The 17100-nt window shown below is 35.5% G+C and carries 10 protein-coding genes and 4 tRNA genes; 2 read left to right on the top strand and 12 right to left on the bottom strand.

The features are described 5' to 3' along the window. Positions 1-158 precede the first annotated feature (158 nt). The 10 genes from Q5N69_RS18030 to Q5N69_RS17985 form a co-directional block, all read right to left on the bottom strand. Positions 159-2060, bottom strand: a complete 1902-nt coding sequence (locus Q5N69_RS18030; protein ID WP_304370474.1) for a SurA N-terminal domain-containing protein — start codon at positions 2058-2060, stop codon at positions 159-161. A gap of 388 nt (positions 2061-2448) precedes the next feature. After that, the gene (gene hupB, locus Q5N69_RS18025; RefSeq protein WP_304370473.1) at positions 2449-2724 is read right to left on the bottom strand and encodes a nucleoid-associated protein HU-beta; all 276 of its coding nucleotides are present in this window, start codon (positions 2722-2724) and stop codon (positions 2449-2451) included. A 313-nt stretch (positions 2725-3037) separates the two neighbouring features. Further along, positions 3038-5386, bottom strand: coding sequence for an endopeptidase La (gene lon, locus Q5N69_RS18020; RefSeq protein ID WP_304370472.1), 2349 nt, complete (start codon positions 5384-5386; stop codon positions 3038-3040). A 138-nt stretch (positions 5387-5524) separates the two neighbouring features. Next, complete coding sequence (clpX, locus tag Q5N69_RS18015) at positions 5525-6802, bottom strand: ATP-dependent protease ATP-binding subunit ClpX (protein ID WP_304370471.1); 1278 nt, start codon at positions 6800-6802, stop codon at positions 5525-5527. Positions 6803-6891: 89 nt separating this feature from the next. Beyond that, on the bottom strand, positions 6892-7527 hold the full coding sequence (clpP, locus tag Q5N69_RS18010; RefSeq protein ID WP_304370470.1) for an ATP-dependent Clp endopeptidase proteolytic subunit ClpP: 636 nt from the start codon (positions 7525-7527) through the stop codon (positions 6892-6894). A gap of 88 nt (positions 7528-7615) precedes the next feature. After that, positions 7616-8923, bottom strand: coding sequence for a trigger factor (gene tig, locus Q5N69_RS18005; RefSeq protein WP_304370469.1), 1308 nt, complete (start codon positions 8921-8923; stop codon positions 7616-7618). 296 nt (positions 8924-9219) lie between these two features. Continuing rightward, positions 9220-9296, bottom strand: a tRNA-Pro gene (locus Q5N69_RS18000). 32 nt (positions 9297-9328) lie between these two features. Next, positions 9329-9404 (bottom strand) — tRNA-His (locus tag Q5N69_RS17995). A 479-nt stretch (positions 9405-9883) separates the two neighbouring features. Next, the gene (locus Q5N69_RS17990) at positions 9884-11482 is read right to left on the bottom strand and encodes an isocitrate lyase (RefSeq protein WP_304370468.1); all 1599 of its coding nucleotides are present in this window, start codon (positions 11480-11482) and stop codon (positions 9884-9886) included. A gap of 58 nt (positions 11483-11540) precedes the next feature. Further along, positions 11541-13721 carry a malate synthase G gene (locus Q5N69_RS17985; RefSeq protein ID WP_304370467.1) on the bottom strand — a complete coding sequence of 727 codons (2181 nt, stop codon included), beginning with the start codon at positions 13719-13721 and terminating at the stop codon, positions 11541-11543. 140 nt (positions 13722-13861) lie between these two features. Here Q5N69_RS17985 and Q5N69_RS17980 point away from each other — a divergent pair, with 140 nt between their 5' ends. After that, complete coding sequence (locus tag Q5N69_RS17980) at positions 13862-15406, top strand: DUF3612 domain-containing protein (RefSeq protein WP_304370466.1); 1545 nt, start codon at positions 13862-13864, stop codon at positions 15404-15406. A gap of 219 nt (positions 15407-15625) precedes the next feature. Here the strand turns inward: Q5N69_RS17980 and Q5N69_RS17975 are convergent. Both Q5N69_RS17975 and Q5N69_RS17970 read right to left on the bottom strand, forming a co-directional pair. After that, positions 15626-15702 (bottom strand) — tRNA-Arg (locus Q5N69_RS17975). A 39-nt stretch (positions 15703-15741) separates the two neighbouring features. Continuing rightward, a tRNA-Pro gene (locus tag Q5N69_RS17970) sits at positions 15742-15818 on the bottom strand. A 269-nt stretch (positions 15819-16087) separates the two neighbouring features. Between Q5N69_RS17970 and folD the strand changes: the two genes are divergently transcribed. Then, entirely contained in the window at positions 16088-16939 is an 852-nt protein-coding gene (gene folD / locus Q5N69_RS17965; RefSeq protein WP_304370465.1) for a bifunctional methylenetetrahydrofolate dehydrogenase/methenyltetrahydrofolate cyclohydrolase FolD, read from the top strand. The last annotated feature ends 161 nt before the right edge of the window (positions 16940-17100 follow it).

Below are 17100 nucleotides of genomic sequence, written 5' to 3'. Positions count from 1 at the left end.
TACGCTTAGTTGTTGATTTCATAACACTCTCCAATTTACTTAAAGAAAAGTGTCAACCTTATTTAGGACGGGTCAAATTTAAGATAAAAAAAAGCTGCCTAGTTAAGCAGCTTTAATATTCTATAAGTACTTAGCGAGTTAGTCGCTATATTTCCAACTTAGTTAACTGAAGGAACTAATGTGTTTTTAGTAATAGAAGCGTCTTCTTTTAAAGACTCTACATAAGCTAAATAAGCCGATTGAGCTAATTGATTAACCTGCTGGTTTTCAATATCGCTGTTTAATTTAGCTTCCATATTTTTAACTGCTTGAACTTCAACTAAAACGAAATCACCATTTGCTAAATCAGATAAACCTGCAGAAACTGTTCCTTCAACAGGATGAGGTAATGTGAACGCTTTCTCAACAATTGCAGGAGCAACTTCAGGAGAATAACGAACTACATCAGCTTTAGTTTCAAAGGCAGTACTATATTCAACTAGTTTAGCTGTAATGTCAGCACCTGATTGCATTTCAACTAATAACTCATCCATTACGTTTTGAGCTTCAGTTTTAGCTTTTTCGGCAACCAAGTTATACTTTATCGCTTCAGTAACTTCAGCTAAAGGCTTAACATTAGCAGCTTGATATTCATTTAAACGCACAACGATAGCTAATGAATCACTTACTTCAATTACATCAGAGTTCAATTGCTCATTAAGAACTAAATCAGAAAAAGCAGCATCAATCGCTCTAACATTGCTAAATACACCAGTGTTGTTGTTGCGAGATAACCACTCAGATGTCTTAACTTGTGTATTAACAGCTTCAGCAGCATCATCTAAGCTATCTGGAAATTCAAAACTTAAACGCGCCATTTCTTGTTGAAGTACGTAAAATTCTTCTTGTGCTTTTTGTTTGCTGATTCTTATTTTTAAATCATCAAATACTTCTGTTAGCGGTTGAACAACAGCAGGCTTTAAGTCAGTTAATTTAATAAGATGAAAACCATACTCAGTTTGAACAACGTTACTTACATCACCAATTTCTGCTAATGCGAAAGCTTGCTCGTCAAAAACTTCATCCATTGAGCCACGCTCTAACCAATCTAAATCACCGCCATTCTCACCACTAAACGTGTCTGATGAATATTTTTTAGCTAACTCTGCAAAATCACCACCTGCGTTGATTTGTGCAAGAAGAGATTCAGCTTGAGCTTTTGCTGCATCTTCGTCTTCATCAACTTCTATAAGAATGTGTGAAATGCGACGTTGTTCATCATCACCAAAATCGTTAATATTTTCTTCGTAAAAAGCTTTAACATCATCATCTGAAACAACAATGTTTTTAGCAATATCTTCAACATTTAACGTTATGTAGTTAACTTTAACTTTTTCTTGGTTTAAAAAACGCTCTTGGTTTTCTTGATAGAAGTTATTAATTTCTTCATCAGTAATTTCCACTGAACTTTTAAACTGCTCTAACCCAATTGAAGCAAAACGAATATCACGTATTTGATTCTGTAACTCTGCAATCATAGTGCTTTGGTAAGGTAATGAAAATTCACTTAACACTAACGCTTGAGTTAATTGGCGACGGCTCATTTCTAAACGTAAATAATCTCTAAAATCAGACGATTGATAAAAACCAGCTTGGTTAATTAATGCTAAATAGCGGTTGTTATCAAAAACACCATCTACCTGAAACTCAGGCATCGTAAGAATAGTCTTTTTAATACGATCATCAGATACTCTAATTGCTAAATTAGCAGAGTTTTGATCAACCAAACGTTGATTAATTAAACTATCAACTACACCATTTCTAAAGTTAGCCATGTATGTTTGATCGGCAGCAAGGGTTTCAAACATTTCACCATACTGCTGTTGCATATTATTTCTTTGCGCTTGATATGCTTTATTGAAATCTTGTAAAGAGATCTTTTCGCCGTTAACGTCAGCAACAGAAGTATCTGTTGAATTTGTATAACTACCAATGCCTGCAAGTGCAAAAGTTAAAATTACTAAGCCAAGAATAATCTTAGCTGCCATACCTTGAGAACTTTCTCGAATATTTTCTAACATGTTTCTCTCTTATTACACCGAGTGCTTATATTATATTCAATCACACCATAATTTATGTGATTTAAATAAATTGGTAGATCCGTTGCTCGTGATTTTAGCAGAATGCACACGCGGCTTGAAGCTAGATTAAAGATAAATATCAAATATTTTCTCACTAGAATAAGCTTTGAGTTATTCTTACAACTAATCCGCCTAATTTATTGCTCTGTAAGCAATAATTAAAGAATAGATACAACGAGTTTTTTCTACAAAAAGTGTAACTTTGCGTTTTTATCGGTTAATTCTGCCGTTTAAAATAATAGCTAAGTTAAGGGCACCCATTTATTAATCTCTAGACAATAAAAAACCACCTAAATAGGTGGTTTTTTATTTCATGAAATAACTAATATTAGCTATTACATGCATCTTTTAATGCTTTACCAGCTTTAAATGATGGAATTTTAGCTGCAGCAATTTCAATTGTTGCACCAGTTTGAGGATTACGACCTGTGCGTGCTGCACGATCACGTACTGAGAAAGTACCAAATCCAACTAGCGCTACTTGATCGCCACTCTTTAATTCTTCTGTAACCGCTTCGATAAAAGAGTCTAAAGCACGACCCGCAGCAGCTTTAGAGATATCAGCACCCGCTGCAATTTTTTCGATTAGTTGAGATTTATTCACAGTTTTCCCCTTCAATTGTAATGATTTCTGCGCCATCGTTTGTTTTAGCGTCCTGCAAAAGCATTTTATATTAAGCTTTTTTATGAACATCAAGCGCAGAGTTAAAAAATTTAAAATGAGATAATACAATAAGTGTTATTGTTCATTATCTCCACTAGACCCCGCGTTTACATTGGGGTCTAACATTATCAGCGTTGTTAACTTACCACAGTTTGAGCGTTTGAAAAGCTAAAATTGCACTTTTTATCAATTTTTTTCAAATTTTCATGATTTTTTAGACTTTTTCCTCAAAAAAAGCCTAAAATCCACGGTGTTAACTTTCTAACTTGACCTTTTCTATAGGATTTTCAAGGGCAATAGCTAGAACTTCTTCAATCCATTTTACTGGGTGGATAGATAAATCTGCGATGACATTTTCAGGAATCTCTTCCAAATCACGTTCATTATCTTTTGGAATAATTACAGTTTTAATACCGCCACGATGAGCAGCCAATAATTTTTCTTTTAAACCACCAATAGGAAGAACTTCACCTCTTAGAGTAATTTCACCTGTCATAGCAACTTCTGCTTTAACAGGGTTACCTGTTAAGCTAGAAACAAGCGCAGTACACATTCCTATACCAGCACTTGGACCATCTTTAGGTGTTGCACCTTCTGGCACATGAACATGAATATCACGTTTCTCATGAAAATCTTCATTAATTCTTAAAGCTTCTGCTCTGCTTCTAACAACCGTCATAGCGGCTTGAATAGACTCTTGCATTACATCACCTAAAGAACCTGTGTAAGAAAGCTTACCTTTACCAGGAACAGATGCCGTTTCAATTGTAAGTAGTTCACCACCAACAGAAGTCCATGCTAAACCTGTTACTAAACCTACACGGTTATGTTCATCAGCTTTACCATAATCAAAACGTTGAACACCTAGATACTCTGATAAGTTGTCTTGATTAATGGTGACACTTTTTAAACTTTTATCTAATAAAATGGCTTTAACCGCTTTACGACAAAGTTTAGAAATATCTCTTTCTAAATTACGTACACCGGCTTCACGAGTGTAATAACGAATAATGCCAACAATAGCACTGTCATCAATACTAATTTCGCTTTCTTTTAAGCCATTTCGTTCTATCTGTTTTTTAACTAAATGGTTTTTAGCAATATTCAGTTTTTCATCTTCGGTATAACCCGATAGACGTATTACTTCCATACGATCTAATAATGGACCAGGAATATCCATACTGTTTGATGTTGCTACAAACATTACATCTGACAAGTCGTAATCTACTTCCAAATAGTGATCGTTAAAGCTACTGTTTTGTTCTGGATCAAGTACTTCTAATAAAGCTGATGCTGGATCGCCTCTCATATCAGAAGCCATCTTATCTATTTCATCAAGTAAGAATAATGGATTTTTAACACCCACTTTTGCAATTTTCTGAATCAACTTACCTGGTAGTGAACCGATGTAAGTTCTTCTATGTCCACGAATTTCAGCTTCGTCACGTACGCCACCTAAAGCCATACGTACATATTTACGTCCGGTAGATTTTGCTATAGATTGCCCTAGTGAAGTTTTACCTACACCTGGAGGACCAACTAAACATAAAATAGGACCTTTTAGTGAAGTTACACGTTGTTGAACGGCTAAATACTCAAGAATACGTTCTTTAACTTTATCTAAACCATAGTGATCTTGGTCTAGCACTTCTTCAGCTAATTTTAAGTTACGTTTAAGCTTACTTTTCTTTTTCCATGGAACACTCGTCATCCAGTCAATATAGCTACGTACAACAGTTGCTTCTGCTGACATAGGCGACATCATTTGTAGCTTTTTGGCTTCAGCTAAAGTTTTTTCTTTAGCTTCTTTAGGCATTTGAGCATCTTCAATTTTTTTATTAATTAATTCAGCTTCATCTGGCGTGTCTTCCATATCACCAAGCTCTTTTTGAATGGCTTTCATTTGCTCATTCAAATAATATTCGCGTTGGCTTTTTTCCATTTGTTTTTTAACACGAGTTCGAATCTTCTTCTCAACTTGAAGAATATCTATTTCGCCTTCCATTAAGCCCATTAAGTATTCTAAACGTTCTGAAATATTAGTTATTTCTAATACTTTTTGTTTATCTTCTAACTTAAGTGGCATATGAGCTGCCATGGTATCGGCAAGTTGCTCAGGATCGTCAATGCCTGACACTGAAGTTAAAACTTCAGGAGGAATTTTTTTATTAAGTTTTACATACCCTTCAAACTGTGAAATAGCCGAGCGGACTAAAACATCGCTATTTTCTACTTCATCGTCTGTTGCTTTAAGAAAATCGATATTTGCTGTGAAGTATTCTTCAGTTTCAACAAATTCTGCAATTTTAGCGCGCTTAACGCCTTCAACTAATACTTTAACAGTACCGTCAGGCAATTTTAGCATTTGTAAAATAGAGGCTACGGTACCTGTTTGGTACACGTCATTAAATGTTGGATCATCTATAGCCGCATCTTTTTGTGCAACTAAAAATATTTGCTTATCTTTTTCATTAGCAATATCTAGGCAACGAATTGACTTTTCTCTGCCAACGAATAATGGAATAACCATTTGTGGATATACAACAACATCACGTAAGGCTAAAACTGGGATTTCAGTTACGCCAGATAACTCATCGGTCATAGGTCACTCTCTCGGGAATTTGATACTTAAAAAGGATATGGGGATTATAGTAAAGCTTTCAACAGGTAAATAAAAAAAAGAGCCATAAAGGCTCTTTTTTATTGTGTTTAAAATGATTAACTTAGCTAACCATAGAAACTATTCAGAAACCGCTTGGTCTTGAGGTGTTTCATAAATCACGATAGGTTTAGATTCACCTTTAATAACGGTTTCGTCTACAACGACTTTACTCGCATTCTCAAGAGATGGTAATTCGTACATTGTTTCAAGTAATACACTTTCAACGATAGAACGTAAACCACGAGCTCCTGTTTTACGAGTCATCGCTTTGTTAGCAATTGCTAGTAATGCATCTTTTCTAAACTCAAGCTCAACACCTTCCATATCGAAAAGCGCTACAAATTGTTTAGTTAAAGCATTTTTAGGCTCTTGCAATATTTGGATCAACGCGTCTTCATCTAATTCAGTTAATGTTGCTACAACAGGTAAACGCCCAATAAATTCTGGGATCAAACCGTACTTAACTAAATCTTGTGGCTCTACGTCTTGAAAGCTTTCTGTTAACGTTTTTTCTGACTCTTTACCACGAACTTCAGCACCAAAACCTATGCCTGTACCCGTTTGACAACGCTGTTCAATAACTTTATCTAAGCCTGCAAAAGCACCACCACAGATAAATAATATTTTAGAGGTATCAACTTGCAAAAACTCTTGTTGAGGATGCTTACGACCACCTTGAGGAGGAACAGAAGCAATTGTACCTTCAACTAACTTTAATAATGCTTGTTGAACACCTTCACCTGAAACGTCACGAGTAATTGATGGGTTATCAGACTTTCTAGAAATCTTGTCTATTTCATCAATGTAAACAATACCTCGTTGAGCTTTATCTACATCATAATCGCATTTCTGTAATAACTTCTGGATAATATTCTCTACGTCTTCACCTACATAACCGGCTTCAGTTAATGTAGTTGCATCTGCCATAGTAAACGGAACATCAAGTAATCTAGCTAATGTTTCTGCTAATAATGTTTTACCACTACCTGTAGGGCCTATAAGTAAAATATTACTTTTACCTAATTCAACACCATTGTGAGAGTCACCATTACGTAAACGTTTATAATGATTATATACAGCTACAGACAATACTTTTTTAGCATGATCTTGACCAATAACGTAATCATCAAGACTCTCTCTGATTTCGATTGGTGTAGGTAGTTTTTCTTTATCTTCTTTTGGAGAAACTTCTTTTATTTCTTCACGAATAATATCGTTACACAGTTCAACGCACTCGTCACAAACAAACACAGATGGTCCTGCGATAAGTTTACGTACTTCATGCTGACTTTTGCCACAGAATGAACAATACAGCAACTTGCCGTTATCACCGTCACCTTTAGTTATATCGGTCATACGGTACCTCTAATTCTTTAATTTGAATTTACTTATACATTTAAGTATTTAATCATTTTTCACAAATCTTTTTGTGAAACAGATAAAGTTTATTTATCTTGTCTTTGTTCTAATATGGCGTCAACTAATCCATATTCAACCGCGCTTTCTGCACTTAAGAAGTTATCACGGTCAGTATCTACTGAAACTTTTTCAATTGGCTGGCCTGTATGGTCTGCCATTAAACGATTCATTTTTTCTTTAATATATAAAATTTCTTTAGCGTGTATTTCAAAATCAGACGCTTGACCTTGGAAACCACCTAGAGGTTGATGAATCATTACGCGTGCATTTGGCAAGCAGTAACGTTTACCTTTAGCTCCACCTGATAAAAGAAAAGCACCCATGCTTGCAGCTTGGCCAATACAAACCGTACTTACGTTAGGTTTGATAAATTTCATTGTATCGTAAATAGCCATACCTGCGGTAACTGATCCACCCGGCGAATTTATATAAAGAAAAATATCTTTATCTGGACTTTCCGATTCTAAGAATAAAAGCTGAGCAACAATAAGATTAGCCATATGATCTTCAACTTGACCACACAGAAAAATTACTCTTTCTTTAAGAAGACGTGAATAAATATCAAATGAGCGCTCACCTTTAGGAGTTTGCTCGATGACCATAGGTACCAAAGCGCTTTCAGTAACACTTGTTAAATTTTGAGAAGTATGAGAAGTAAACAACAGATAGTCCTTAGATTAAAAAAATGGCTTGTATGTTTCCATACAAGCCATTTAAGCGATTGCTAGATAAAATGTCAATCTAAAAGGGTTATTTTCCTTCAGGATTCATAATATCTTTGAAACTTGCCGCTTTTTCTTTAACTTTTGCGCTTGCAAGTACAACTTCAACAGCTTGCTCTTCTAATGCAACATTTTGCATTTGTTGATTAAGCTCTTTGTTCGTTGTGTAATATTCAATAACTTCTTTTGGATCTTCGTAAGCAGAAGCCGCTGATGCAATAAGTTCATTTACTTTATTTTCATCAACTTTTAATTCGTTTACTTTGATCACTTCACCTAATAATAAACCTGTTTTCACACGTTTCTTAGCTTGCTCTTCAAACATTTCTGCAGGAAGTTCAGGTAAGTTGTTAGGATCCATTTGACCAGCAAAACGTTGCATAGCTTGTTGGCGTAAAACATCAACTTCTTGTGCGATTAACGCAGCAGGAATTTCAAGCTCATGTGCTTCCAATAAGCCTTCAATCACTTGCTCTTTAACTTTAGCTTTAACAGCTTGAGTTAACTCGCGTGACATATTTTTGCTTACTTCTTCACGTAATGCTTCAACACCACCTTCTTCAACACCGAATAATTTCGCAAATTCTTCATCAATTTCAGGAAGAACAGGTCCTTCAGTCTTGTGAACAACGATATCAAACTCAGCATCTTTACCTTTAAGGTTTTCAGCGTGGTAATCTTCAGGGAAAGTAACTTTGATTGTTTTTTCTTCGCCAACTTTCATACCGATAATATCAGTTTCAAAACCTGGGATCATGCGGCTAGCGCCTAATTCAAGTTCAAAACCTTCAGCTTTTCCGCCTTCAAATTCTTCACCGTCAATACGACCAGTGAAATCTAAAGTTAGCTTGTCGCCTTTCTTAGTTTTACGCTTGTTTTCTTTCCACGTTTTATGTTGGTTTTGTAACGTAACAAACATTTCATCTAAATCGCTGTCTGTTACTTCAACTTTAGGCTTTTCAACTTTAATTGAATTTAAATCTTTTAATTCAACTTCAGGATAAATTTCGAAAGTTGCTTCAAACTCTAATGCTTTACCTTCTTCATTGCTTTTAGCAACAAAACTTGGTCTTCCAGCAGGGTTAATTTTCTCTGCTACAATCGCATCAACAAAATTACGTTGCATAAGTTCGCCAGCTACTTCTTGACGTACAGATTGACCGTAACGCTTTTGAATTACTGATGGTGGAACTTTACCCGGACGGAATCCGTTAATCTTTTGTGTTCTAGCGATATGACGAAGACGATTTTTAACTTCAACATCTACTGATTCTGCAGGAACAGAAATCGTTAAACGACGTTCCAAACCCTGTGTAGTCTCAACTGAAACTTGCATTTAATTACCTCAAAACTTAGCGTTTAGTACGCTATCAATAACTCATCTATATACAGTAAACAAACTATAACAAGTAAAGTTTGCTTTTACCCCACTCGATTAAAAGCGAAATTCAAAATTACAAATAAAAGATGTTCAGATTAAAAATTATGACGCGAAATTATAGCGGTGCTCATAGCAATAGTCGAGGGGATCGGCAAATAAATTTACAATTAATAGAATATTTATGCTTTTTTTAAGAAAATTGATGAAAAATCAGTAAGAAAGAGTTTTGAATTTTAATATGAGGAGTAAAGTGGTCGGTGATGCAAGATTCGAACTTGCGACCCCTTGGACCCAAACCAAGTGCGCTACCAAGCTGCGCTAATCACCGATATACTTTATTTTACTTTTATACAGTTTAAATGGGGTGGCTGAAGGGACTTGAACCCTCGACAACCGGAATCACAATCCGGGGCTCTACCAACTGAGCTACAGCCACCACTGTATAGTTAGTTAATTAAAAAAGTAAACATGGGAAAATAACATCTGAAAGATAATATTTATTGTGAACAATCGTAATAACTACATTCTAAAGAGGCTTATAAATAAAGGGCTACCTTTAAAAAACACTACTGCTTCAGAACGGGGCGTATCTTAATCATCCTTAATAATTAAGTCAACAACTTTTATGCCTTAAATAGACAATATTTATAAATTTTCACTGGGTTTAAAGTCTTATGGGTAGGCTGCTGCACGCAGTGATTAATTAGCGTACAAAAACAGTTCTAAAAATAACAATAATGAAGTTATCTTAGCAGACAAGTTTATTCACTCTATTTAATTATTCTTTAAGCAAATTATAAAACAACATAGTTATTTAAAAAAGTAAGGCTCTTATAAAGAATAAACATTCAATATAAGAGCCTTTGGTTCAGTTCAAAAAATAAAGAAGAACTTTAGCGAAATTTTCTTCTGTTTTTAAGAGAACTGGTTCATCGTATTATCTTTACCTGAAGCTTTTAGTGCTTGAGCGCCAGAGAAGTACTCTTTATGTTCATCACCAATATTTGATCCTGACATGTGTTGATGCTTTACACACGCTAGTTTTTGATGTATTTCTTGACGTTGAACATTTAAAACATACGCTAACATGCCTTCTTCACCAAAGTAGCCTTTAGCTAAGTTATCTGTTGATAACGCCGCTGTATGGTAAGTTGGTAATGTGATTAAATGATGGAAAATACCTGCTTTTTCCGCTGCATCTTTTTGGAATAAACGAATTTTCTCGTCAGCTTCTATAGCTAATTCAGAAGTATCGTACTCTTTAGACATTAATAATTCACGAGTATATTGCGTAAGGTCTTTACCTGATTCTGACCATGCATCAAACACTTGCTGTCTGAAGTTTAATGTCCAGTTAAATGAAGGGCTATTGTTATACACTAATTTAGCATTAGGACATTCTTCACGGATTCTATTTACCATACCAGCGATTTGCTCTACATTTGGTTTTTCAGTTTCTATCCACAATAAATCTGCACCGTTTTGTAAAGAGGTAATACAATCAAGTACTACACGGTCTTCACCTGTGTTTGGCTTGAAGCGAATAAGACCATTCGGTAAACGAGTAGGCTTAATTAACTTGTCACCCTGTTTGATAAGCATATCACCTGAACCTAACGCATCTAATGACGTTACTTCTTCACCATCAATAAATGAATTATATTTCTCAGCTAAATCTCCTGGTCTAAGTGAAACCGGTGTTTTCTGAGTTAAACCAGCTCCTAATGAGTCAGTACGAGCAACAATAACTCCATCATCAACCCCCATTTCCATAAATGCATATCGTACCGCATTAATTTTCGCTAAAAAGTCTTCATGTGGAACCGTTACTTTACCGTCTTGATGACCACATTGTTTAACATCAGATACTTGGTTTTCAATTTGAATTGCACAAGCACCCGCTTCAATCATTTTTTTAGCTAATAAGTAAGTTGCTTCTTCATTACCAAAGCCTGCATCAATATCAGCAATAATTGGAACAACATGAGTTTCAAAATTATTGATTTTATTTTGAACTGCTTGTTCTTTAATTTGGTCTTCTTCTTCTCTTGCTGCATCAAGTTGTTGAAATAGATCTTGCAGTTCTCGAGCATCAGCTTGTTTTAAGAAGGTATATAATTCTTCAATTAATGCAGGAACTGAAGTCTTCTCATGCATAGATTGATCAGGTAACGGACCAAACTCAGAACGCATAGCTGCAATCATCCAACCTGAAAGGTATAAATAGCGCCCTTTTGTTGTTTCAAAATGCTTTTTAATTGAAATCATTTTTTGTTGGCCGATAAATCCATGCCAGCAACCTAAAGACTGTGTGTATTTAGAGGTATCTTGATCGTATTCCCCCATATCTGCTCGCATGATTTTTGCTGTATATTTAGCAATATCTAAACCTGTTTTAAATTGGTTTTGAATACGCATACGAGCGATATTTTCTGGGTCAATGTTATGCCAAGTTTCACCTTGTTGAGCGATAGTATTAATAGCTTGAGTGATTTCGTTTCTGTAGTTGTTCATAATCTTTCCCTTTTTCATAGTAAGTAGGTTTAATTTGTTATTAAAGTTAACGGGGTATTTAATGTATGCCTTTGGCTAGTAACCGATACTTATGTAAGACAGGTTCTGTGTAGCCGTTAGGCTGCTCTCCCCCATTAAAAATAAGCTCTTTGGCGGCTTGAAAAGCCATACTTTTGTCCATGTTTTCTGTCATAGGCTTATACCCTCTATTGTTGTGATTTTGTTCATCAACAATCTTGGCCATACGTTCCATAATCTCCAAGACTTGTTGATTTGTGCATACTTCATGAAATAACCAGTTAGCAATATGTTGGCTAGAAATCCTTAATGTTGCTCTATCTTCCATCAGCCCAATATTGTTGATATCTGGTACAGTTGAGCAGCCAATTCCCATTTCAACCCAGCGAACTACATAACCCAATATTCCCTGAATATTATTTTCGAGTTCTTGTTCTATATCGTTGGCTGTTAATTTCTTACCAGATATTGACGACATTAATGGGATCGTTAATACATCATCTAAGCTCGACTTTTGTCTTTCCAATAATTGAGTTTGAACAGCAAATACATCTACTTCGTGATAGTGCATTGCGTGTAAAACCGCAGCTGTAGGAGAAGGCACCCAAGCAGTATTAGCACCTGATTTAGGATGTGTAATTTTATCCTTCATCATTTTTGCCATTTCGTTTGGCATTGCCCACATTCCTTTACCTATTTGTGCTTTACCTGATAAGCCGCATTCAAGCCCTATATCTACGCTTCTATTTTCATAAGCGTGTATCCATGGCTGCGTTTTAATTTCGTCTTTAGGTAAAAAAGCACCTGCTCGCATACTTGTATGAATTTCATCACCTGTTCGGTCGAGGAATCCTGTATTAATAAAGGCAACACGTTCTTTTGCTCTACGAATACATTCTTTTAGATTGACTGTAGTTCTGCGCTCTTCATCCATAATGCCTATTTTTATGGTATTGCGCGGTAGCTCTAACATATCTTCAACACGAGTAAATAAATCACAAGTAAAGGTTACTTCGTCTGGACCATGCATTTTGGGTTTAACTATATAAATACTGTTAGTGCGACTGTTTCTTAGACGACCTTTCTTATTATCTTTAAGATCAATAAGACCTATAGCCGTCGTTATAACAGTGTCGATAATACCTTCTGGCACAAAATCACCTGCGCTGTCTTTCATTAGGTCACTTTCCATTAAATGCCCTACATTTCTGATCAACATAAGCGAACGACCATGCAAGTTATAATCATTACCATCAGCACCAATAAATGATTTATCTTGATTCAATTTACGAGTAAATGTTTCACCATTTTTTTCTATTACGGTTTCTAAATTACCTAACATCAAGCCTAGCCAGTTTCGATAAACTTCTAGCTTTTCGTCAGCATCAATAGTTGCCACAGAATCTTCACAATCAACAATGGTGGTTAAGGCTGATTCAATAATAATGTCATCAACGCTTGCTAAATCTTTTACGCCATTAAACCCCTTATTATTAATAACTATTTCAACGTGTAAGCCGTTATTCTTTAAAACAATTGACTCTGGAGTTTGTCTTTCACCAGCAAATGCAACAAATTGGTTTGGCTTGCTTAACTCTGATCGACTCCCATCAGCGAATGTTGCTATAAGTTGATTATCCTCAACACGGTAATTTGTTACCCCTTTATGAGATTTATCTACTAAAGGAAAGTGTTCATTCAAGAAGTTCTTAGCAGAATGAACAACTTGCTCGCCTCGGGCAGTGTTATGTTCTTTAGTTAGTGCTAACTCCCCTTCCTGTGAAATAACATTTGTGCCGTAAAGTACGTCATATAAACTGCCCCAGCGTGCATTAGCTGCATTCAATGCAAAGCGAGCATTACTAGCAGGAACAACTAATTGTGGACCCGCCATATTTGCAATTTCTTCATCAACATTATTGGTTGAAATTTTAAAGTCATCCCCTTCAGAAACGATGTAACCGATATCAGTTAAAAAGCTACGGTATGCTGCTTTATCTATTTTCCCGTTGTTATCCATGTGCCACTTGTCAATTTGGTTTTGCATTAATTGACGTGTTTCTAATAATTCTTTGTTTAACGGTGAAAAATCATTTATTAATGTATGAAAATCATCCCAAAATTTACCTTGCTGTAAACTTAAATGAGGTAGCACTTCATCATTAACAAAATGATAAAAGTTTGTGTTGATTAAACTATTCATTTTTAAGTTGGTATCCATATTTCGCCCCGTGCAATTCATTTGTTGTTTTATTCGCCTTCAAGTAAACAATTTGTAATCACTTACTGATTGATTTGTAGTCTACAAGAGTTTTTACTATAATTTCACAATAGAAATTACACAGTGTAAATTTTACAAAAATGAAAAATAATAAAAGCCTAATGAGAAAAGCCCACTTCTTGGGGACAAAAATTCGTAATCTTCGCAAACGTAATAAACTTACGATAGAAGATCTATCGGCGCGCTGTATCAAGGTAAATGCAGAGTACGCACCTTCTGTGTCCTATCTTTCTATGATTGAACGAGGAAAGCGTGTTCCTAGTGAAGAAGTGCTTGAAATCATCGCAACAATATTTCAGAAAAAGCCTGCTTGGTTTCTTGATGATGAAAAGGAAGAGGAAGCGGTAACCCCCATAAAGAAAAGCATTGGCGGGATAAGTGGTATGGCTTTAGAGCCAAATTTCTTATTCTCTAATGAAATTTTACAAATCGCAATTCCTGAAATGCTTGCGCAAACAGGCACAACAGGTCGTCAATTTGCTCATCTTTTAATTCGAGCCCATCAAGAGCATCATCAAAATCACTTTCCGGATTTAGAAAGAGCTGCAGAGCAAGTAGGTCTTAAAAGATTACCTTTAAGTTTGGATGATATTATTGCTATTACTAAAAACCTTGGACTGGTTATTAAGTGGTTTGATAAAACACCAGAAGGCATTTTGGCAAGCCCTGATAGTTATAGTGAACAAGCAAAAAATGTTGTGACTTCATTCTTTGAACCACCTAATAAGATTTTTGTAAATAAGGTGATGAAAAAGCGCCAGCTAAGGCTGAAATACGATCTAGCTGTACATATTGGTCATTGCGTTTTACATGATAAAAATGGCATGAGAAACGTATTGTTTGCTGGTCAGTCACCTTCAGACAGTTGGCGAGAAAGAAGTGATGCATATCAAACCTCTATTATTGATACACAAGATATTCTTAATGCTTGGAGAGACTTTGAATGTAGCTTTTTTGCTGGAGCCTTACTCTGCCCTAAAGTACCATTTCGTCAGCTATTAGATAGTCATGGATATGAAGTGAATATTGGTGAAAAAATAGATGTATCGGTATCTGTAGCTATGCGCAGAATGACAGCTGTATCTCCTTATTCTCATTGGCATTACTTTGATGCTTACTCACCTGGTAAATTAAAAGCAGTTTATCGTGGAAATGGTATCCCATTACCCTGGGGGAATATGAGAATAGTTGAAGATCCTTGTCAGCATTGGGCTATTTTTAGAATGATGAATACACCAGCAACAGGAAGTTCTTCGCAAATTTCAGTAATGGATGTAGCAGGAAAGCCAACAATATATTGCTGTGAATCATTAAATGTAAAAGATATCGCAGGCAACAATCATGTGTTATGTGCAGGAATTGATCTTAATCCAGCCATTGAAGCTCAAGGAAAAGATGCCTTCGCCTTGGCTGAAGACTTAAAAGATGCTTGTGTCGACAATGGTGGTTCTGTGGCTATTCCTAAAGGCATAAAATCAGATTTGAGTAGTGTAGCCAAGATCCTTAATATCAATTGGGTAGAGCGCGGCATTGAAAAAGACGCAAGAATGATATGTTCAAGAGGCATATCTTGTCCAAGAAAACCAAGTTGTTATTCAGCAGGTGAATGTTTATCTGAAGAGTAATTTCTTATTAAAAAGAAAGTATTAGTAATAGTTTAACAAGTGGCTGGAAATAAGGTTAATCAGCTGCATTTGGCTATTGCTAAGGTTTATTACAATGTAATTGTTTTTTAAAACCAAATAATATTAGTATTTAAGTGAAGAATTGGAATATCAAAGGATTGTTTAAAAATAAAGATTTAGTTTAACCAGGAATACAAAAAGAAAACTTTGAGATAAGAATGGTACGCCACTCAGGAGTCGAACCTGAGACCCACGCCTTAGAAGGGCGTTGCTCTATCCAGCTGAGCTAGTGGCGCATTTCTCTTAAGTATAAATTTTTACTAAAATTTAAAAATTGGTCGGTGATGCAAGATTCGAACTTGCGACCCCTTGGACCCAAACCAAGTGCGCTACCAAGCTGCGCTAATCACCGACAATGTTAAAAACAATACTCGTCCTCAACGGGAGCGGATATTACCTAGTTGACCGAGTCTCGTCAAACACTTTTTATAAAAAAAAATGCGTTAGCTTACTTTTAAGCCACCTTGGCTAAATATCAACACATTTATGTCGAAATATGCGCTAAGTATATAAATGAGTTATTTTACCTATTAATACAATTTAAATTAATTCCTTATACAATTACGTGTAAAATTATGAGAAAATAACCACGTTTTTCATCCATATAATAATAGAAGTAAAATGACAGCATCATTGATTAATGGCAAAGAAATTGCCCAACAAGTTAGAACTTCTGTAAAAGAAAAAGTAGCAATACGTTTACAGAAAGGATTAAGAACTCCAGGTCTTGCCGTTATATTAGTTGGTTCTGATCCCGCTTCTGAAGTTTATGTTGGTAGTAAACGCAGAGCATGTGAAGAAGTTGGCTTTATTTCAAAGTCTTTTGATTTACCAGCATCTACTTCTGAAAGCGAACTACTCGCTTTAATAGATGACTTAAATTTTGATGATTCAATTGATGGAATTCTAGTTCAATTACCTTTACCTAAACATTTAGATTCAAACTTAGTTATTGAGCATATCAACCCTAATAAAGATGTTGATGGTTTTCATCCATCAAATGTAGGTAAGTTAGTGCTTAGACAACCAGGTCTTCGTCCATGTACCCCTAAAGGTATTATGGAGCTTATTAAGGCGACAGGCGTTAAATCTCATGGCTTAGACGCTGTGGTTGTAGGCGCATCTAATATTGTTGGCAGACCAATGAGCTTAGAGCTTTTACTAGCAGGTTGCACAGTAACAACAACTCATCGCTTTACTAAAGATTTAGAGTCAAAAGTAAGAGCCGCAGATTTGTTAGTTGTTGCCGTTGGTAAACCTGAATTTATTCCGGGCGAGTGGATTAAAGAAGGCGCTATAGTGATCGATGTTGGTATTAACCGATTAGAAAGTGGTTCATTAGTGGGTGATGTAGGTTTTGATGTTGCCAAAACTAAGGCTTCATTTATTACACCTGTACCTGGTGGCGTTGGCCCAATGACAGTAGCAAGTTTAATTGAAAATACATTATTAGCATGTGAAGCAAGAGATTAACTTCTCACGAATAAAGCTCCACATCTAAAACAAAAAAGTCAGCTAATTAGCTGACTTTTTTATTACTTATTTTTAACTGATTAGGCTAATACCAAGTTGATTAATTAACTGCTCATTTTTAACGGTTAAAATTAATAATGACGGCGTTATAAAATTTATAA

This window comes from Pseudocolwellia sp. AS88, assembly GCF_030551755.1.
Classification (GTDB): Bacteria; Pseudomonadota; Gammaproteobacteria; order Enterobacterales; family Alteromonadaceae; genus Pseudocolwellia.
Note: the sequence above shows the minus strand (reverse complement) of the source record. Positions and strands in the feature narration are given on the sequence as shown.

Coding starts and splice junctions, on each gene's coding strand:
- folD (WP_304370465.1), top strand. CDS start 16,088: ATGACAGCATCATTGATTAATGGCAAAGAAATTGCCCAACAAGTTAGA.
- clpX (WP_304370471.1), bottom strand. CDS start 6,802: ATGACCGATATAACTAAAGGTGACGGTGATAACGGCAAGTTGCTGTAT.
- Q5N69_RS18030 (WP_304370474.1), bottom strand. CDS start 2,060: ATGTTAGAAAATATTCGAGAAAGTTCTCAAGGTATGGCAGCTAAGATT.
- lon (WP_304370472.1), bottom strand. CDS start 5,386: ATGACCGATGAGTTATCTGGCGTAACTGAAATCCCAGTTTTAGCCTTA.
- Q5N69_RS17980 (WP_304370466.1), top strand. CDS start 13,862: ATGAAAAATAATAAAAGCCTAATGAGAAAAGCCCACTTCTTGGGGACA.
- Q5N69_RS17985 (WP_304370467.1), bottom strand. CDS start 13,721: ATGGATACCAACTTAAAAATGAATAGTTTAATCAACACAAACTTTTAT.
- Q5N69_RS17990 (WP_304370468.1), bottom strand. CDS start 11,482: ATGAACAACTACAGAAACGAAATCACTCAAGCTATTAATACTATCGCT.
- tig (WP_304370469.1), bottom strand. CDS start 8,923: ATGCAAGTTTCAGTTGAGACTACACAGGGTTTGGAACGTCGTTTAACG.